Genomic DNA, 15,955 nt, shown 5'->3' with positions numbered 1-15,955 from the left:
GTCGCAGGACAGCTCAGATGCGCCAGCGCCGCATGGCCGCGACCACGGCGTCGGGCGCTTCCCAGGTGACGAAGTGCCCGGCATCGACCCTCTCTACCGTCAGGCGGGGAACAAAGGGCGGCAGCTCGTCCACCAGAAGCGGCAGGAGCGCCTTGTCGCGGGTGCCCCAGATGACCAAAGTGTCCTGCGTTACGGGCGGGAAGGGGGCGTCGAGAAAGGCGGGGCGGGGCGGCTTGTCGCCAGGCGTCGGCACGATCACGCTGGAGGCGCGGTACCAGTTGAGCATGGCGGTCATCGCGCCTGGATGCGCCCAGTCTGAAAGGTACGCGGCCTTTTCCTCGCCAGCGAGGCCGCCGACGATGTGCTGGGCAAAGGTGGACGCGAAGAACCGCTCCAGCCCGGCGCCGACCAGGCCGGAGTCGATCGATGTATCGCGCAGGCGCGTGATGTACTGGCTGGCGAGCCGCTGGCCCGCATCGTCGAACAGCGCGCGCTGGAAGACGAAGGGGTGGGGGGCGTTGATGATGACGAGCCGCTCGACCCGGTTCGGGTGGCCCAGCGCCGCCATCCACGCAACCGCGCCGCCCCAGTCGTGGCCGACCAGCGTGAACCGGTCGATGTTGTAATGGTCGGCGAGTGCCATGACGTCTGCGACGATCTGGCCCGGCGCATAGGACTCGACGCCAGCGGGCTTGGAGGATCCGGCATAACCGCGCTGGTCGGGGGCGAGCACGAAGTGATCGCGGGCGAGGTCCGGGATGATGCCGCGCCAGGTTCGGTGCGATTCAGGAAATCCATGGAGCAGGATCACGGCCGGCGCGCCGCGCTCCCCCGCGACCTGGACGTCGAGGTCGACGCCGGTAGGAAGGGTTACGCGGGTGAGGGGTCGGGCCATGGTGCTCCTGTTCGATCGTTAGTTCACGCGTTCCTCAGCCGGGGGCGGGGTCCGTCGACGAACGCATTGGTCTGTGTCGCGCACTCTTCCAGCGCCTTCCCAACTGGCCCCCAGCCTTCGCCGGGGAGCAGTGTGGTCAGGGATAGCTGACAGTTTTTGGCACCTCGGGGATCGGGATCCATTCCTTGTCATCGCCGGGGATCAGCGGGAACTCGCCCGATTGCCAGGCGCGCTTGGCTTCGTTGATGCGTTCACGACTGGATGACACAAAGTTCCACCAGACGTGGCGAGGGGTCGCAAAGGCGTCGCCGCCGCACAGCATCGCCCGCGCGCCGTCGGTCGAGCGCAGCACCGCCGCGACGCCGGGGCGCAGGACATACAGCGTCATGGGTTCCAGCGGCACGCCTTCCAGCGTCGCATCGCCATGGGCGAGGTAGATCGCGCGCTCCTCGGCCGCGGCGTCGATCGGAACCTGCGTGCCGGGTGTCAGGCTAATATCGGCATAGATGGTGCCGGCATGAGTGGTGGTCGGCGCACGGGCGCCCCACAGCTCGCCCATGATGATGCGGGCGGTGACGCCGGTGTCGCCGATCACCGGCAGCTCGGATGCGGCGACATGCTCGAAAGCGGGGTCGATCTCCTCCTTGCCGTCGGGCAGCGCGAGCCAGGTCTGGATGCCCGACAACACCGGGCCGCCCTCCCGCTCGTCGCCGGGAGAGCGTTCGGAATGGACGATGCCGGTACCCGCGGTCATCAGGTTCACCGCGCCCGGCTCGATCCGCTGGTTGGTGCCAAGCGAGTCGCGATGGCCGATCGCGCCCTGGAACAGGTAGGTGACGGTGGCGAGGTTGATGTGCGGGTGCGGCCGCACGTCGATGCCATCGCCGGCCGGCAGCTGCGCCGGGCCCATCTGGTCAAAAAACAGGAAAGGGCCGACCATGGTCCGCTCCTTGGCAGGCAGGGTGCGGTGGACCTTGAACCCGCCCAGGTCATGCGTGACCGGGCGCAGCGTCACGTCGAACAGATCACTTTGCATGGTACGGCTCCGTCTGTTCCAGAAGGTCGAGGAGATCGGCAGGGTAGATGGTTTCGGGGTGCGCGACCACTTCGTCGCGGGTGAACCAGTGCCAGTGCTGCATCACGCGGCGCTCCAGCTCGGTATGGCCGGCGGGATCGACATTCGCCTGCTCCACATCGACACGGAAATAGCGTTCGTCGGCGGTCACCTCGACCCCCTCGACCGACAGGAAGTCGGCGACGCGGCGCGCAACCTCCGGCCCCGGATCGCGGTCGAGCCCGACTTCCTCCATCAACTCGCGCCGGGCAGCGGCCGGGAAGTCCTCACCCGGATCGAGCGCGCCGCCGGGCGTCACCCAGAACGGATCGCGCCCGGGCACCAGGAACCGGAACAGGAGAACGCGGCCGGCCGCGTCGACCAGCAGGATGCGGGCGGCGGGGCGAGGTCGCCTCATTCGCCGGGCGCGGTGGCGCGGATCGCGAGTGCGTGGATGCCGTCGGGGGCGATCAGGTCGGCAAGTGCCTTGTTAACCAGCCGCTGGCGCGCGACGCGCGAAAGGCCGGCGAAATCAGGGCTTTCGACCGCGACGCGGAAGTGGGTTTCACCGCTGCCATCATCGCCACTGTGGCCGGCATGAAGATGGCTTTCGTTGATGACGTCGAGGTGGGTGGGGGTGAGCGCCGCCGTCAAACGGGCCTCGATCTGTTGCGTCACAGGGGTAGCAGGCGTGGTCATGGCGCCCATATAGCCCTTTTGAACTGGAGCGGGGAGCCGGGTGGCACGCCTGAACGACAAGAAGGACCGGCCGAACGCTCGTTTCCACGGCCGGGTCGAGAATACGGGGCAGCGCTGTGCTGAGCCGGGCTGCGAGGAATCCGGCGAATTTCGCGCGCCGCCGCTGGAAGGGGCGGGGCCGCATGACGGCCCGCGCGCGTTCCGCTGGATGTGCCTGGACCATGTCCGTGCCTTCAACAGCCGCTACAATTTCTTCGAAGGCATGAGCGTGGACGAGATCCATGCCGCCCAGCGGCCGACGGCCGGGTGGGAGCGGGAAACACGCGCCTTTTCGGGCCGCGACCCTGGCCCGCGCTGGTCCGATTTCTCCGACCCGCTCGACGCGATCGCCGCGCGCTATCGTCGTGAGCGTGCGCCCGAGCGACCTGACGGCAAGCCGCTGTCGGGGCAGGACAGGGAATCGCTGAAAACATTGGGGCTTGAGCCGACGGCGGACCGCACGCAGTTGCGCCGGCGTTATTCGGAGCTGGTGCGGCGGTATCACCCGGACCGGAACGGCGGTGACCGCAGCCAGGAAGGCAAGCTGCAAAAGGTGATCGACGCCTATCAACAGTTGAAAGGCGCGCCGGTCTTCGCCTGATTGCAGCTCCCTAATCCCGGTCTGGTGCACCCAGAGGAAAGAAGGGTCGGTAAGGGCGGGCATCCTCGACGCACCGCGCGATGCAGGGACGGGCGAGCAGGCGCGCGCGATAGGCGGTCAGCGTGGCGTGTGCCGGGTCGATCGGGTGGGCCCAATCCGCATAGAACAGTGCGGGGGCCGCTGCGCAGTCCGCATGGGTGAACCGATCGCCCACGGCCCAGGCGTAGATGGCGGACAGCCGTTCGCGCGCACGATCCACGCCATAGCGGTCGCGGTGCTCGGCCGGGCGTAGCGCGTCGGCGACGATGACGTTCATCGGCCGCATCACGAAATCGTCGGCGATGCTGGCGAGCATGCGCGCCTCCACCGCCAGATCGTCCTGGTCGGGAAACAGTGACACCGGGCCCGGATAGTGGCGGTCGAGAGATTCCAGGATCGCGTCTGTCTCGATCACGGTGCGCCTGCCGTCGACCAAGACCGGCATCCGCCGCAACGGCCATAGCCTGGTCCAGTCGGCGTCGTTCGCAGGCTGGTCGGGGCCAAGCCGGCGCAGGTCAAACGGGGTCGCGTTCTCGTGTAGGGCGATCATCACTTTCCAGCAATAGCTGGAGAACGGGTGCGCGAAGAGCTGCAGCGTCATGCGCCCGCGATGCGCCGCGCGACCTCCTCCCACTGCTCGGCGACCTTGCCCCAGCCTTGCTCGAATCCCATCGCGCGATGCTTTTCTGCGGCCTCGGGCGTCCAGTGGCGGGCGCGGCCGGTGTAGCGGGTGCCGCCATCCTCGTCGGCGAACTCCATGATCCCGACCATGAACGGGCCCGCGGGCTGCCAGTCGGCGGTGAAGGCGTCGGTGAACACGACCCGCTCGGCCGGTACGACGTCGAGGTACACGCCATTGTTGGGGAACACCTCCCCGTTCGGGCCGCGCATGGTCATCTCGGCCCGGCCGCCGGGGCGCAGTTCCCGCACATGGATTTCGGCGGTCCAGGGCTTGGGACACCACCAGTCAGCCTGGTGATCGGTAAAGGCTTGCCATACGGCGGCGCGGGGCGCCCGCATCAAGCGGGAGATCGTGAGTTCGTGGGGGGTGTCGGTCATGCGCTCTCTCCGGCGGCGGCGCGCTCAATGGCGGCAATGTCGATCTTTCGCATGGTCAGCATTGCGGTCATTACGCGGGCGGCGGCTGCGCTGTCGGGGTTGGTCATGCCCTTCATCAACGCGCGCGGCGTGATCTGCCAGGCATGACCCCAGCGGTCGAAGCACCAGCCGCATGCGTTCTCCGCGCCGCCGCCGCCGACAATCGCATCCCAGTACCGGTCGGTCTGTTCCTGTGTGTCGGTATAGACCTGGAAGCTGACGGAGCCATTCGGGCGAAAGGCGTCGCCGCCATTAAGGCCGAGAAAGGGCTGGCCGAGCAGCGTGAATTCGACGGTCAACTGGTCCCCCGCCTGGCCGCTCGGATAATCGATGGGTGCATCAAAGCTCTGCTCGACATACGTGTCCGGAAAGACGCTGGCGTAAAACTCCGCAGCGGGACGGGCCTGCCCATGGTCGAACCAGAGGCAGGTACGCATGGCAGGCTCGCTCACTCCGCAGCCCGCGGTCCGACAAGGCCGACCTGATAACCGGCGGGATCGACGATGTTGGCGGAATAGTCGCCGCCCGGGATCTGGTCGGGTCCTTGGATCAGCTTCCCGCCCTGATCGGTCGCAGTGGCGATCGCGGCGTCGATGTCGCGGACATGGGTGTACCAGTTCCACCGTGCGGGCGCGCCGGTGGCCGCGCTGGACATGATGGCGCCGATCGAGGGTTTCCCTTCATGGCCGATGAAGGCGTACTCGCCCATTTCCCCCATCGGCATCGCGCCTTGTTTGCGCCAGTCGAACAGCGCGCCGTAAGAGGCGAAGGCGCCGTCGGGATCGGGGGTTGCGAGTTCGATCCACACCGGGTGGCCGATCGAGCTTCCGTTTCCGCCGCCGGCAAAGACGGACGGGGTGTCCGGATTAAGGCTGCTCATGATGGTGAAGCGGTTGTTCTGCGGGTCGGTGCAGACGGCGAAGCGGCCGACATGGGGGATGTCCATCGGCCCGAACCGCACCGCGCCGCCGAGACGGGCGATCTCCTCCCCCATCGCGTCCACGTCGGGCACGCTGAAATAAACGAGCCAGCCCGAGACGCCACCGCCATCGGGGAAGCTCATCAGGCCGGCAACGGGCCGGTCCTCTGCCGGGCCGCCCATGCGATAGCCGTTATGTTCGGGGACGGTCGAAGCGGTGAAGCGCCAGTCCATCACGGCGGCGTAGAACTCTTGCGCAGCGGCGGGGTCAGGCGTGTTGAGCTCGAACCAGATGGGCGTGCCGGTTGGGTCTGCCATGATCAACTCCTCAGCGACGTTGTTCGAACACGGGCGTGAAGCCGCCATAGATCATGCGGCTGCCGTCAAACGGCATGTCGAGCGCGGCAAAGCGCGGATCCGTCTGCATCGCCGCGCCACAGGCGTCGGCCGCCGCCTTGTCCCGCCACGTTACCCAGCTGAACACGACCACCTCGCCCTCCTGCAGGGCGACAGCGCGGTGGAAGTCGGTCTGCTTTCCGGTGGGAACATCCTCGCCCCAGGCCTCGACCTGCTCGATTGCGCCATATTCCTGGAACAACAGCCAGGACGCTTGCGCGCTGGCAACGAAATCGTCGCGTCGTTCGGGGCGCACGGGCGTCACGAAACCGCTGATATAGGTCATGCCGGCCTCTCCTGTTGCGCGGGTCAAGCCGCGCGTTGTTCGAAGTCTTCCATCTGGGCCGCGAGTGCGCGAGCGAAGGCGGGGCGCGCCTCTCCACGGGCGACATAGGCGGCAAGGGTTGGATGTCGGTTTAGCGCGCCGATGCGTGACACCTGGCGCAGCACGGCGACCATCATCAGATCGCCCGCGGTGAAGCTGTCGCCGTCGAGCCACGGTCCATCACCAAGCGCCGCCGCCAGGTCCGCCAGGCGGGCGTCGAGCTGGGCCAGCGCATGGGGCAGGCGCTCGGCAGACCAGGGCTGGTCGCGTTCGAACAAGGCGGCGAGCTGGACAGAGTAGATCCAGGGCTCAACCGAACTCAGCGCCGCGAACAACCATTCGATCGCGCGTGCCTCGCCCGCCGGGTCGGCCGGCAGCAGGCCCGGGTAACGGCGCGCAAGGTGCAGCACGATGGCGCCCGATTCGAACATCGCTACCTCTCCATCGTCCAGCGTCGGCACCTGGCCAAAGGGCTGGCGCGCCCGGTGCGGCGGCTGCTTGATCTCCGTCAGCTCGAGCAGGTGGGTGCGATAAGGCTGGCCGACTTCTTCAAAGGCCCAGCGCGCGCGCAGGTCCCGGACCAGCCCGCGGGCGCCGGGCGGAACCCAGCGCAGCGCTGTGATAACGGGGGCGGCGCTGGTGGTGGCGCTCATGCCGCGGCCTGTTCGGCCCGCCCTGCCTGGTCCGGCTGTGGGGCGACAAAGGCGGCAACATCCATGCAGAACGGCCCCCAGCCATGGCCGTCCAGATCCTCAAAGGCGCGGCTGTACATGAAGCCCTGATCCTCCGCCTCATGCGCCTCGCGCCCGCCGGCGGCGATCGCCGCCTGGGTGATGGCGTCGACGGCAGTGCGGTCGTCAAAGGACAGGGCGAACAGCGCCTGGGTTTCGGTGTGTGCGTCGATGATCTTCTTGGGCGTGAAGGTCGAGTAGAATGCCCTATCGAGCAGCATGACGTTGATGCTGTCGGACCAGACCATCCCCGAACCGTGCTCGTTGGAGAAGGATGGGTTCTTCTCAAACCCCAGTGCTTCATAGAACGCGGTTGATCGTGCGACGTCGCTAACCGGCAGGTTGATGAAGATAGCCTTTTGCATGGTGCAACTTTCCTCCCCGACTCACTGTTTGCATGGGATGCCTCGCGCAGTTAAGAAAAACAACGATGAAGTTAGAAAAAGTGACCGAGGGTAAATCGCCCGCCCCCAAACGCTGGTACGACGATGCGTGCGGCACCGCGCTTGCATTGGAGTTTCTGGGTGAGCGCTGGTCGCTGCTGATCCTGCGCGAACTGATGTACGGCCCCAGGCGGTTTGGAGAGATCAAGGCGAACCTTCCGGGCATCAGCGCCAACATCCTGACCCAGCGGCTGGACAGCATGGAGGCCGCGGGAATCCTGATGCGGCGCAAGCTGTCCTCCCCCGCCAACGTCCAGGTCTATGAACTGACGCGGTGGGGGCAGGAGGCGGAGCCGATCATCCAGGTGATGGGTCGCTGGGCTGCGCGATCGAAGCGGCACGATCCGCTTGCCTTTATGTCTACCGCTTCGGCCATGCAGTCGCTGCTGACCCTGGTCGATCATTCCGCTCTGAACAAAATTGAAGCGACGGTTGCGTTCCGATTTCCCGACGACAGCTTCATCGTGCGGCTGGAACGTGGCGAAATGAGCGTTGTGCGCGGGGACGTCGACGCGGCCGACGTGACCTTTGCCGGCGACACCATGGCCATGCGGCGCACCATCTATGGCAAGGCGGGGGTGAACGGGGAGGGGCTGTTGTCGGCCACCGGCGATCCCCATGTGGCAGGTCAATTCATTGACCTGTTCCGCCTGCCGGAGAAGATCGCCTGACGCGCGTCTTGAGTTGCGCCCGACCCCTGCTTTAAGGCGTTAGCGTATCCCGAAAGCGAACCATGACCGACCTGTCCAATAGCCAGCCCGACAGCCGCGAGACGACTCTGCTCGCCGCTCCCGACAAGACCGTGTCCGTGCGCGATGTGTTCGGCATCGACATCGACATGGAAGTGCCCGCGTTCAGCGAGGCGGACGAGAGGGTGCCCGACAGCGACCCCGCTTATGTGTTCGACCCGGACACGACGCTGGCGGTACTGGCGGGCTTTGCCCACAACCGCCGCGTGATGGTGCAAGGCTATCACGGCACCGGCAAGTCGACACATATCGAACAGGTCGCGGCGCGGCTGAAATGGCCGTGCATCCGCATCAACCTGGACGCGCATATCAGCCGCATCGACCTGGTCGGGCGCGATGCGATCGTGCTGCGGGACGGGCAGCAGGTGACCGAGTTCCGCGAAGGGCTGCTCCCCTGGGCGCTGCAGACACCGACCGCGCTCGTCTTTGATGAATATGACGCAGGCCGCCCGGACGTCATGTTCGTGATCCAGCGCGTGCTGGAAACGGAGGGCAAGCTGACCCTGCTTGACCAGAATCGCGTGATCCGCCCGAACCCGTATTTCCGGCTGTTCGCGACGGCCAACACGGTCGGCCTGGGCGATACCAGCGGGCTGTATCATGGCACGCAGCAGATCAACCAGGGCCAGATGGACCGCTGGAATATCGTGGTGACACTGAACTACCTGCCTGCCGCGACCGAGGCGCAGATCGTGCTCGCCAAGTCGGGCGAATATGACAAGCCCGACGGCAAGAAGCAGGTGGAAAACATGGTTCGGGTCGCCGACCTGACGCGCAAGGGCTTCATCAACGGCGACATCTCCACCGTCATGAGCCCGCGCACGGTGATCACCTGGGCGCAGAACACGCTGATCTTCGGCGATGTCGGCTTTGCGTTCCGCCTGTCGTTCCTGAACAAGTGCGACGAAGCGGAGCGGCCGCTGGTGGCGGAATATTATCAGCGCGTGTTCGGCAAGGACCTGCCCGAGAGCGTTGCCAGCAAGGCGTAGGCGCGGGCTTGAAGATCGGGGTGGACTAAGCCACTTAGTCCACACGAGGAGGCGAGCGATGGCCGAGGCCGACCCGCAAAAGACGTTCAACGTGCATGAAGCGAAAACTCAGTTTTCGCGCTTGGTCGACCGCGCCCATGCGGGGGAAGAGATCATCGTGGCGAAGGCAGGCGTGCCCTATGCCAAGCTGGTGCCAATCGAGCCCGTGGCCAAGCGCAAGCGAACGCCGGGTGGCCTGACGGTGCTGGGCGAAATACCCGATTCGGTCTGGTTCGATCCCTTACCGGATGACGAGCTCGAGATGTGGGAAGGCAAGCGGCTGGAGAAGCACGGATTGTGACAGGCTATTTGCTCGACACGCACGCAGCGCTCTGGTGGTGGGTGGACAGTCCCAAGCTTGGCGCAGCGGCCCGGCGACTGATCGGGGAAGGAGCCGAGCGCATCTGTGTCAGTGTGGCGAGCATATGGGAGATTGCAATCAAGTCTCACGCTGGCCGCCTTCCGGAACTGCCTGCCTTTCGCGCCGAATATTCCGGCTTGATGGCAGACAACGGGTTCGACCTGATCAACGTGTCCGATCAACACGCCCTGGAAGCGGCGTATCTGGACAGCCCGCATCGTGACCCGTTTGACCGGCTGATCGCTGGCCAGGCGCGGTGCGAGGGTCTGGTCGTGGTGACCCGCGACCCCGAGTTCGCGGGTTTAGGCTGCAAGGTGCTTTGGTAATGGCCACGGAAACTCCCCTCGATCGGTTCAAGGCCGTTCTCGCCGGCACCGCGCGCGCGCTGGCCGACGAGGCGGAGGTGGAATTGGCGTTCACCGCGGATGCGCCAACCCAGTCGGGCAAGCACTTCAAGGTGCCGATGCCCGCGCGCGGGCTGCCGCTGGAACAGGTGGCGGAAGCGCGCGGCTTTGCCGATGGCTTCGCCCTGCGGCTGCGCCATCACGACGCCGGGCTTCATGCACGCGGCGCGCCCGACGAGGCGGTGGCGCGGTCGGTGTTCGATGCGGTGGAGGGCGCGCGGGTCGAGGCACTGGGCAGCCGCGGCTATCAGGGCATTTCCGACAACCTGACCCATGCGCTGGACGTGCGGCTGCGGTCCGACCCGATCACCCGCGCCCGATCGCGTGAGGAAGTGCCGCTGTCGACCGCGCTGGCGCTGTTGGTGCGCGAGGCGCTGACCGGGCAGGAAGCCCCGGCCGCAGCGCAGCCCGCGCTGGCCCTGACGCGTGAATGGATTGCGGGCCGCACCGACCTTGCCAGTCTGGCGCTGGCGCTGGATGACCAGCGCGCGTTCCAGGGGCTGGCGATGAAGATGCTTGCCGACCTGGAACTGGTCGAGGGCGAGATCGAGCCGAGCGACGCGGACGAAGGCGGCGAGGAGGACTCGGCTGAGAACTCCTCGGAAGAAAGCGAGACCGAGGAAGGCGACGAGCAGGGCGGTGAGGGCCAGGGCGAGGTCGAGCAGCGCGGCGAACAACAGCAATCCGACAGCGACGAGGGCGAGGGCGAGGAACAACAGGCCAGCGACGATGGCGTTGACGAGATGGAGGGCGAGCCGGGTGACGACGGCGACGAGGGCGCGCAGCCGGTCCGCCCCAACCGGCCGAGCCACGACCTGGCGCCGCAGTTCGACTACAAGGCATGGACCAACCAGTTTGACGAGGTGATCGCCGCCGACGAGCTGACCGATGCGGATGAGTTGGCGCGACTGCGCGGCTATCTGGACCAGCAGCTGGTGCACCTGCAATCGGCGGTGTCGAAGCTCGCCAACCGATTGCAGCGGCGACTGATGGCGCAACAGAACCGGTCCTGGGACTTTGACCAGGAAGAAGGGCTGCTGGACGCGGCGCGGCTGGCCCGCGTGGTCGTATCTCCGGGTCAGTCGCTGTCGTACAAGGTCGAGCGCGATACCGAGTTCCGCGACACGGTCGTAACGCTGTTGATCGACAATTCGGGCTCCATGCGCGGGCGGCCGATCTCCATCGCCGCGATCAGCGCCGACATCCTCGCGCGCACGCTGGAGCGGTGCGGGGTAAAGACGGAGATCCTGGGCTTCACGACCCGCGCGTGGAAGGGCGGGCAGTCGCGTGAAACGTGGCTTGCCGCGGGGCGGCCGCCCCAGCCGGGGCGCCTCAACGACCTGCGGCACATCGTCTACAAAAAGGCGGACGAGCCGTGGCGGCGGGCGCGCAACGCGCTTGGCCTGATGATGCGCGAAGGGCTGCTGAAGGAGAATATCGACGGCGAGGCGCTGTTGTGGGCGCACAGCCGCCTGATGGCGCGGCCCGAGGAGCGGCGCATACTGATGGTGATCTCCGACGGTGCGCCGGTGGACGATTCGACGCTGAGCGTGAACTCGGGAAGCTATCTGGAGCGGCACTTGCGTCAGGTGATCGGCTGGATCGAAGGGCGATCGCCGGTCGAGCTGGTCGCGATCGGCATCGGGCATGACGTGACCCGCTATTACTCCCGAGCGGTGACGATCATGGATGCCGAGCAACTGGGCGGCACGATCATCGAGCAACTGGCGGCGTTGTTCGACACCGACTGAGGGCGCGCGCTGTGCGTGACGGGCCTGTGACGGAGGGCGATGGCGAACAGCCGTGTGCAGAACCGGCTGTGCCCGCCAGCATGGTCGACAACATTGCCGGCCACCAGTGGGTGCGCAGCGCGGGGAGCGATTTCGGCGGGCCCGTGTGCCGGCTGCACGGCAGGCCGGGCGTCCCTGACCTGTTGATCGCGGGGCGAGGTGGTCGGATGCACTGATGTGGGGCAGGCCGGGATTGCGGCCTGCTGTCAGGACCTGACGATTCTGTGGAACTGCCCGACCGAGGTTGGCGAAAGGCTGCAGGCCAGATTGTCTCAGCAGTACGGAATTGCGGAGCCTGATGGGCGCAAGCCCCACTTCCACCTCATGCTAGACGAAATGTTCTGATCGCGCCCCGAGGCTCGATCAGCCGCGCTTGGCCAGCAGCCGAGCCGCCAGCCAGCGCCGGACAGGTTCGTCGAAGAGCTTGAGGCACGCATAGGCGAGCGCGACAGCGGCAGCGAGGACGACGGCGCCCAAAAGCGCCCCCTGTGCTCCGGGGACTTTGCGGTCCACCACCCAGCCGGTGTAGATATAGATCAGCGGGTAATGGGTGATGTAGAGCGGGTATGACAGGTCGCCGAAGAAGCGGGCGATCCGTACCGACACGCCGTCGGCGCTCTTGTCGCCGGCGCCGATCGCCACGATCAGCGGAAACAGGAAGATCACGGCGGCTGCGTCGTACAGGCCGTTGATCCACAGATGCTCCTTGCCGCCGAAGCGCGGCAGGGCGAGTGCCACGACCAGCAACAGGCTGCTGACCGCAAAGGCGTGACGAACCCGGATCAAGCCGCCAAGGCGCATGAGGAGGATCCCGGCGAAGAATGGGAACATGACGCGGGTAAGGCCGATCTGGATGCCCGCCGCGTCCAGGGCCCAGCCGCCGATCAGGTCGCCACGCGGCCCAGCCACCGCGAGGTACAAGGTGGCGCAGGCAGCGATCGCGACCAGCGCGGCGAGCGCGCGATTGGACAAGCGGCGCAGGCCAAGCGCGTACAGCGCGTTGGCGATGTATTCGTAGAACAACGACCAGGCGGGACCGTTCAGGGGATAGATCTCCGTCCAGCCACGTATGTCGGCGCTCTTGGGCAGCGGGATCATGACGCAGCCGAGCAGCATCACCGCAATCACGGTCCAGAACGATGCCGAACCATGGTTGGGAAAGATCGAGAAGCCCTGAAACGCGAACAGCGCGGCGCCGATCAAACTGCCCATGATCACCATGGGCTGAAGACGCACTAAGCGGCGCGTGAAGAAGCCCCCCAGGGTCATGCGACCCCAGCGATCGTCATAGGCGTAGGCGACGACAAAGCCCGAAAGCAGGAAGAAGAAGTCCACCGCCAGGTAGCCATGATTGATGATCTGCTGCTGCGGATCGTTGTTGGCGTAGGCTTCGAACAGGTGGAACACGACCACCGTCAAGGATGCGACACCTCGCAGCCCGTCCAGGATCACATAATGGCTTTTGCCAGGGGCGGTCGCGTCGGTGGAGGTTGCGGCTTGATCGCTCATGACACGTTTGTGAACGTTCTCACATCCCAAGACAATCACGACTTGCGGGTCTTCGGATGACCAGGGCATCGGGGCGGGATAGGAGGGAGGATGCGCATTGCTCCTCCGGATGGCGGTTTTGTCGGGCCGGTCAAACGATCGGTCACCATTGCCGGGCATCAAACCTCCATCAGCCTTGAGCCGATCTTCTGGTCTGCCCTGGAAGACGCGGCACGGTCGCGCGGGTTGCCGCTGAGCGCCCTGGTCGCAGCGATCGACGCGACGCGCGTGGCACAGATCGATCCCCCCAACCTGGCCAGTGTGCTGCGAAGCTGGACATTCCGCGACCGAAATGAGAACCACTCGCAATAGCGTTGACTCTGCGAACGCATCGCAATAGCGATCCTCCAACCAAGGGGGGTCCAAGTGTCGAACCAAGCTGTCTCGTTTCTGGCGCTAAGCTGCGTTGGCGCGTTCGCGACAGCGCCCGCGCTAGCCGAAGATCGTGTGACTCCGGCCCCCTTGGATGCGAGCGCCGACGACGATCAGCGCGCGGACGTGGTGGTGAGCGGCCAGCGTGCAGCGCCGCACCGGGAGGCAAAGCAGGTCGCGCCGCTGGTCGATACGCCGCGATCGGTGGTGGTGCTGTCGTCGCAGGTCATCGAGCAGACCGGGTCGAACAGTCTGGAGGACGCGCTGCGCACGGTGCCGGGCATCACCTTTGGTGCGGCGGAGGGTGGCAATCCGATCGGCGACCGGCCCTTTATCCGCGGCTTCGACACGCAGGGCGCGATCTATGTCGATGGCGTGCGCGACCTGGGGAGCCAGACGCGGGAGGTGTTCGCGACCGATTCCGTTCAGATCGTGCGCGGGTCGGATTCGACGCTGGGCGGGCGGGGCGCAGCGGGCGGCACCATCAACATCATCTCAAAGCTGCCCCAGCTCGACACTTTTGCGCGGGTGAGCGGCAGCTATGGCGAGGCGGATTACAAACGCGTCACCGCGGACCTAAACGCAAAGCTGGCGGATACCGTCGCCGTCCGGATCGCGGGCGTGTGGCACGACCAGGACTTTGCCAAGCGCGACGCCATCTATGCCAAGCGCTGGGGCTTTGCGCCGTCGGTGACGATTGGGCTCGGTACGCCGACGCGGTTGACGGCCAGCTACTATTACCTCGAAAGCCATCAACTGCCCGACAGCGGCATTCCCTTCCTGTTCACGGTCGGCAATGCGCCGGGCACGGGCCGGATCGTAACGGAGCCGGCGATCGGGCGAGTGACCACGGCGGGCGGGCAGACCGGCTATGTCGACCGATCGACCTTTTACGGCCTCGCCGATCGTGACTTCCGCGATGCGACGACGAACCAGGCGATGCTGCGGGTCGAGCATGACTTCGGCAAGCTGACGCTGCGCAACACGGCGCGTTTCAACCGGACGGACCAGTCGTACATCTTTCTGCTGCCCGACGACAGCCAAGGCAACGTGTTCGGCACGCCAGGTGCGGCGCCGGGCCCGAACCTGGGTGCGGCGGGCGGCTATGTCTGGCGGCGCGGGAACACGCGCTATGGCTTTACCGAGAGCATCATCGACCAGACCGACCTGTTCGGGACGTTCAGGACGGGTTCGGTCGAGCATTCGATTGCGATCGGGACCGAGTTCGCCTGGGAGCAGGCACGGCGCGGGGCCTTTATGTCCGCGAGCGGATCAACGGTCAGCCCGCGGTGCAACGCGGCGACGGTCGCGCGCTTTTACTGCACCAGCCTGTTCAACCCGAACCCATACGACCCCTGGGTCAACTACGCGTCGGATACGTCCACCACGCCGACCCCGATCGTGAAGGGCGCGGCCAACACGGAAACGCAGCAGGATGGCACCACGCAGGCGGTGTACGGGTTCGATTCGATCACGATCACCCCGGCACTGATCCTGAACCTTGGCGCGCGATATGATCGGTTCAAGTCGGTGCTGCGGCCGCCGGTCGCGGCGGGCGCGCAGCAGATCCGCCTGGCCCGCACGGATAAGCTGTTCAACTGGCAGGCAGGGCTGGTGTTCAAGCCAACGGCGCAAACCAGCCTGTATGCAAGCTATGCGACAGCCGCGACGCCACCCAACAGCCTGTTGGGCGAAGGGCAGGAGACCAACGCGCTGCCGACCACGATCACGGATGCGAACCTGCAGATCCTGGACAATCTGCGCCCGACCAAGACCAAGAGCTATGAGGTTGGGGCCAAAGCGTCTTTGGTGGGCGATCGCCTGCAACTTCAGGCCGCGGCGTTCCAGACCGACATCGACAATGCCCGCGTGACGAGCGACGCCGGGACGATCGAGTTCGTTGGTCGCAGTCGTATCCGCGGGGTCGAACTGTCGGCGAGCGGCACGGTGCTGCCCGGCTGGACGGTCTTCGGCGGCTACACCTACCTGGAGCCCAAGATCCTGGACGGCGGCTACACCGTGCTGACCGCAGCGGCGGTCGGCGCGCAGGGGACGAAAACCGTGGCTGTGCCGTCGGTCAACACTGGCAAGCAGATGCCCCAGACGGCCAAGCACAGCTTCACCGCGACCACCAATGTGGAGCTGTTCAAGGGTTTCCAGGTCGGCGGCACGGCGATCTACATGGGCCGGCAATATGGCGGCTATGCCGATAATCGCAGCGCGACGCAGAACGCGGCGGGCGTGGTGACGGTAAACCCGGCGACCAAGGTGCTCTACCGCTCCATCCCCGATTACTGGCGGTTCGACCTGCGCGCGAGCTATGCGATCACCCATGCGGTCGAGGTCAGCGTCAACGCGCAGAACGTGACCAACAAGACCTACTTCAACCAGGTCTATGGCAACCACTATGCCTCGGTCGCGACGGGGCGGACGGTGTTCGGAACGCTGAGCCTGAGGTACTGAC

21 protein-coding genes and 1 pseudogene are annotated in these 15,955 nt (G+C 66.0%); 10 read left to right on the top strand and 12 right to left on the bottom strand.

What is annotated here, in order from left to right:
- Window positions 1-13: 13 nt before the first annotated feature.
- The 4 genes from FHS94_RS08990 to FHS94_RS08975 form a co-directional block, all read right to left on the bottom strand.
- Window positions 14-895, bottom strand: a complete 882-nt coding sequence (locus FHS94_RS08990; protein WP_184056954.1) for an alpha/beta fold hydrolase — start codon at window positions 893-895, stop codon at window positions 14-16.
- Between the two features lie 136 nt (window positions 896-1,031).
- Window positions 1,032-1,931, bottom strand: a complete 900-nt coding sequence (locus FHS94_RS08985) for a pirin family protein (RefSeq protein WP_184056952.1) — start codon at window positions 1,929-1,931, stop codon at window positions 1,032-1,034.
- Complete coding sequence (locus FHS94_RS08980; protein WP_184056950.1) at window positions 1,921-2,367, bottom strand: NUDIX hydrolase; 447 nt, start codon at window positions 2,365-2,367, stop codon at window positions 1,921-1,923. Before FHS94_RS08980 ends, FHS94_RS08985 begins: the two co-directional genes overlap by 11 nt.
- On the bottom strand, window positions 2,364-2,648 hold the full coding sequence (locus tag FHS94_RS08975; RefSeq protein WP_184056948.1) for a BolA family protein: 285 nt from the start codon (window positions 2,646-2,648) through the stop codon (window positions 2,364-2,366). The genes FHS94_RS08980 and FHS94_RS08975 overlap by 4 nt, the downstream gene beginning before the upstream one ends.
- A gap of 40 nt (window positions 2,649-2,688) precedes the next feature.
- Here FHS94_RS08975 and FHS94_RS08970 point away from each other — a divergent pair, with 40 nt between their 5' ends.
- Window positions 2,689-3,288, top strand: a complete 600-nt coding sequence (locus FHS94_RS08970) for a DnaJ domain-containing protein (RefSeq protein WP_184056946.1) — start codon at window positions 2,689-2,691, stop codon at window positions 3,286-3,288.
- A 10-nt stretch (window positions 3,289-3,298) separates the two neighbouring features.
- Here FHS94_RS08970 and FHS94_RS08965 read toward each other — a convergent pair whose 3' ends face one another.
- The 7 genes from FHS94_RS08965 to FHS94_RS08935 are packed head-to-tail and all read right to left on the bottom strand — an operon-like array spanning window position 3,299 to window position 7,161.
- Complete coding sequence (locus FHS94_RS08965; protein WP_184056945.1) at window positions 3,299-3,928, bottom strand: glutathione S-transferase family protein; 630 nt, start codon at window positions 3,926-3,928, stop codon at window positions 3,299-3,301.
- The gene (locus tag FHS94_RS08960) at window positions 3,925-4,386 is read right to left on the bottom strand and encodes an SRPBCC family protein (RefSeq protein WP_184056943.1); all 462 of its coding nucleotides are present in this window, start codon (window positions 4,384-4,386) and stop codon (window positions 3,925-3,927) included. The genes FHS94_RS08965 and FHS94_RS08960 overlap by 4 nt, the downstream gene beginning before the upstream one ends.
- Window positions 4,383-4,862 carry a VOC family protein gene (locus tag FHS94_RS08955; protein WP_184056941.1) on the bottom strand — a complete coding sequence of 160 codons (480 nt, stop codon included), beginning with the start codon at window positions 4,860-4,862 and terminating at the stop codon, window positions 4,383-4,385. The genes FHS94_RS08960 and FHS94_RS08955 overlap by 4 nt, the downstream gene beginning before the upstream one ends.
- Before the next feature lie 11 nt (window positions 4,863-4,873).
- Entirely contained in the window at window positions 4,874-5,662 is a 789-nt protein-coding gene (locus FHS94_RS08950) for a VOC family protein (RefSeq protein WP_184056939.1), read from the bottom strand.
- Window positions 5,663-5,672: 10 nt separating this feature from the next.
- Window positions 5,673-6,026 carry a DUF1428 domain-containing protein gene (locus FHS94_RS08945; RefSeq protein WP_184056937.1) on the bottom strand — a complete coding sequence of 118 codons (354 nt, stop codon included), beginning with the start codon at window positions 6,024-6,026 and terminating at the stop codon, window positions 5,673-5,675.
- A gap of 23 nt (window positions 6,027-6,049) precedes the next feature.
- Complete coding sequence (locus FHS94_RS08940) at window positions 6,050-6,718, bottom strand: glutathione S-transferase family protein (RefSeq protein WP_184056936.1); 669 nt, start codon at window positions 6,716-6,718, stop codon at window positions 6,050-6,052.
- A complete protein-coding gene (locus FHS94_RS08935) occupies window positions 6,715-7,161 on the bottom strand; it encodes a VOC family protein (RefSeq protein WP_184056934.1) in 447 nt (148 codons plus the stop codon). The genes FHS94_RS08940 and FHS94_RS08935 overlap by 4 nt, the downstream gene beginning before the upstream one ends.
- A 65-nt stretch (window positions 7,162-7,226) precedes the next feature.
- On the opposite strand from FHS94_RS08935, the gene FHS94_RS08930 reads away from it, so the two are divergent.
- The 7 genes and pseudogenes from FHS94_RS08930 to FHS94_RS19915 form a co-directional block, all read left to right on the top strand.
- A complete protein-coding gene (locus FHS94_RS08930; RefSeq protein WP_184056932.1) occupies window positions 7,227-7,910 on the top strand; it encodes a winged helix-turn-helix transcriptional regulator in 684 nt (227 codons plus the stop codon).
- A 62-nt stretch (window positions 7,911-7,972) separates the two neighbouring features.
- On the top strand, window positions 7,973-8,977 hold the full coding sequence (gene cobS, locus FHS94_RS08925) for a cobaltochelatase subunit CobS (RefSeq protein WP_184056930.1): 1,005 nt from the start codon (window positions 7,973-7,975) through the stop codon (window positions 8,975-8,977).
- Window positions 8,978-9,035: 58 nt separating this feature from the next.
- Window positions 9,036-9,317, top strand: coding sequence for a type II toxin-antitoxin system Phd/YefM family antitoxin (locus tag FHS94_RS08920; protein WP_184056928.1), 282 nt, complete (start codon window positions 9,036-9,038; stop codon window positions 9,315-9,317).
- On the top strand, window positions 9,314-9,703 hold the full coding sequence (locus FHS94_RS08915) for a PIN domain-containing protein (protein WP_184056926.1): 390 nt from the start codon (window positions 9,314-9,316) through the stop codon (window positions 9,701-9,703). The genes FHS94_RS08920 and FHS94_RS08915 overlap by 4 nt, the downstream gene beginning before the upstream one ends.
- Window positions 9,703-11,532, top strand: a complete 1,830-nt coding sequence (gene cobT / locus FHS94_RS08910; protein ID WP_184056924.1) for a cobaltochelatase subunit CobT — start codon at window positions 9,703-9,705, stop codon at window positions 11,530-11,532. The genes FHS94_RS08915 and cobT overlap by 1 nt, the downstream gene beginning before the upstream one ends.
- Before the next feature lie 11 nt (window positions 11,533-11,543).
- Window positions 11,544-11,747 (top strand): hypothetical protein, encoded by a 204-nt coding sequence (locus FHS94_RS08905; protein ID WP_184056922.1) that lies wholly within the window; start codon window positions 11,544-11,546, stop codon window positions 11,745-11,747.
- Window positions 11,725-11,916 (top strand): annotated as a pseudogene (locus FHS94_RS19915) (APH(3') family aminoglycoside O-phosphotransferase); the annotation flags it as partial. The gene FHS94_RS08905 and the pseudogene FHS94_RS19915, both read left to right, overlap by 23 nt.
- Before the next feature lie 18 nt (window positions 11,917-11,934).
- Here the strand turns inward: FHS94_RS19915 and FHS94_RS08900 are convergent.
- Window positions 11,935-13,080, bottom strand: coding sequence for an acyltransferase family protein (locus tag FHS94_RS08900; protein ID WP_184056920.1), 1,146 nt, complete (start codon window positions 13,078-13,080; stop codon window positions 11,935-11,937).
- A 90-nt stretch (window positions 13,081-13,170) separates the two neighbouring features.
- On the opposite strand from FHS94_RS08900, the gene FHS94_RS08895 reads away from it, so the two are divergent.
- Both FHS94_RS08895 and FHS94_RS08890 read left to right on the top strand, forming a co-directional pair.
- Complete coding sequence (locus FHS94_RS08895) at window positions 13,171-13,431, top strand: ribbon-helix-helix domain-containing protein (RefSeq protein ID WP_184056918.1); 261 nt, start codon at window positions 13,171-13,173, stop codon at window positions 13,429-13,431.
- 54 nt (window positions 13,432-13,485) lie between these two features.
- On the top strand, window positions 13,486-15,954 hold the full coding sequence (locus FHS94_RS08890) for a TonB-dependent receptor domain-containing protein (protein WP_184056916.1): 2,469 nt from the start codon (window positions 13,486-13,488) through the stop codon (window positions 15,952-15,954).
- Window position 15,955 lies beyond the last annotated feature (1 nt).

Source organism: Sphingomonas aerophila (assembly GCF_014199305.1).
Taxonomy (GTDB): Bacteria; Pseudomonadota; Alphaproteobacteria; order Sphingomonadales; family Sphingomonadaceae; genus Sphingomonas; species Sphingomonas aerophila.
The sequence above is the reverse complement of the archived record's forward strand: the minus strand, read 5'-3'. Positions and strand labels throughout refer to the sequence as shown.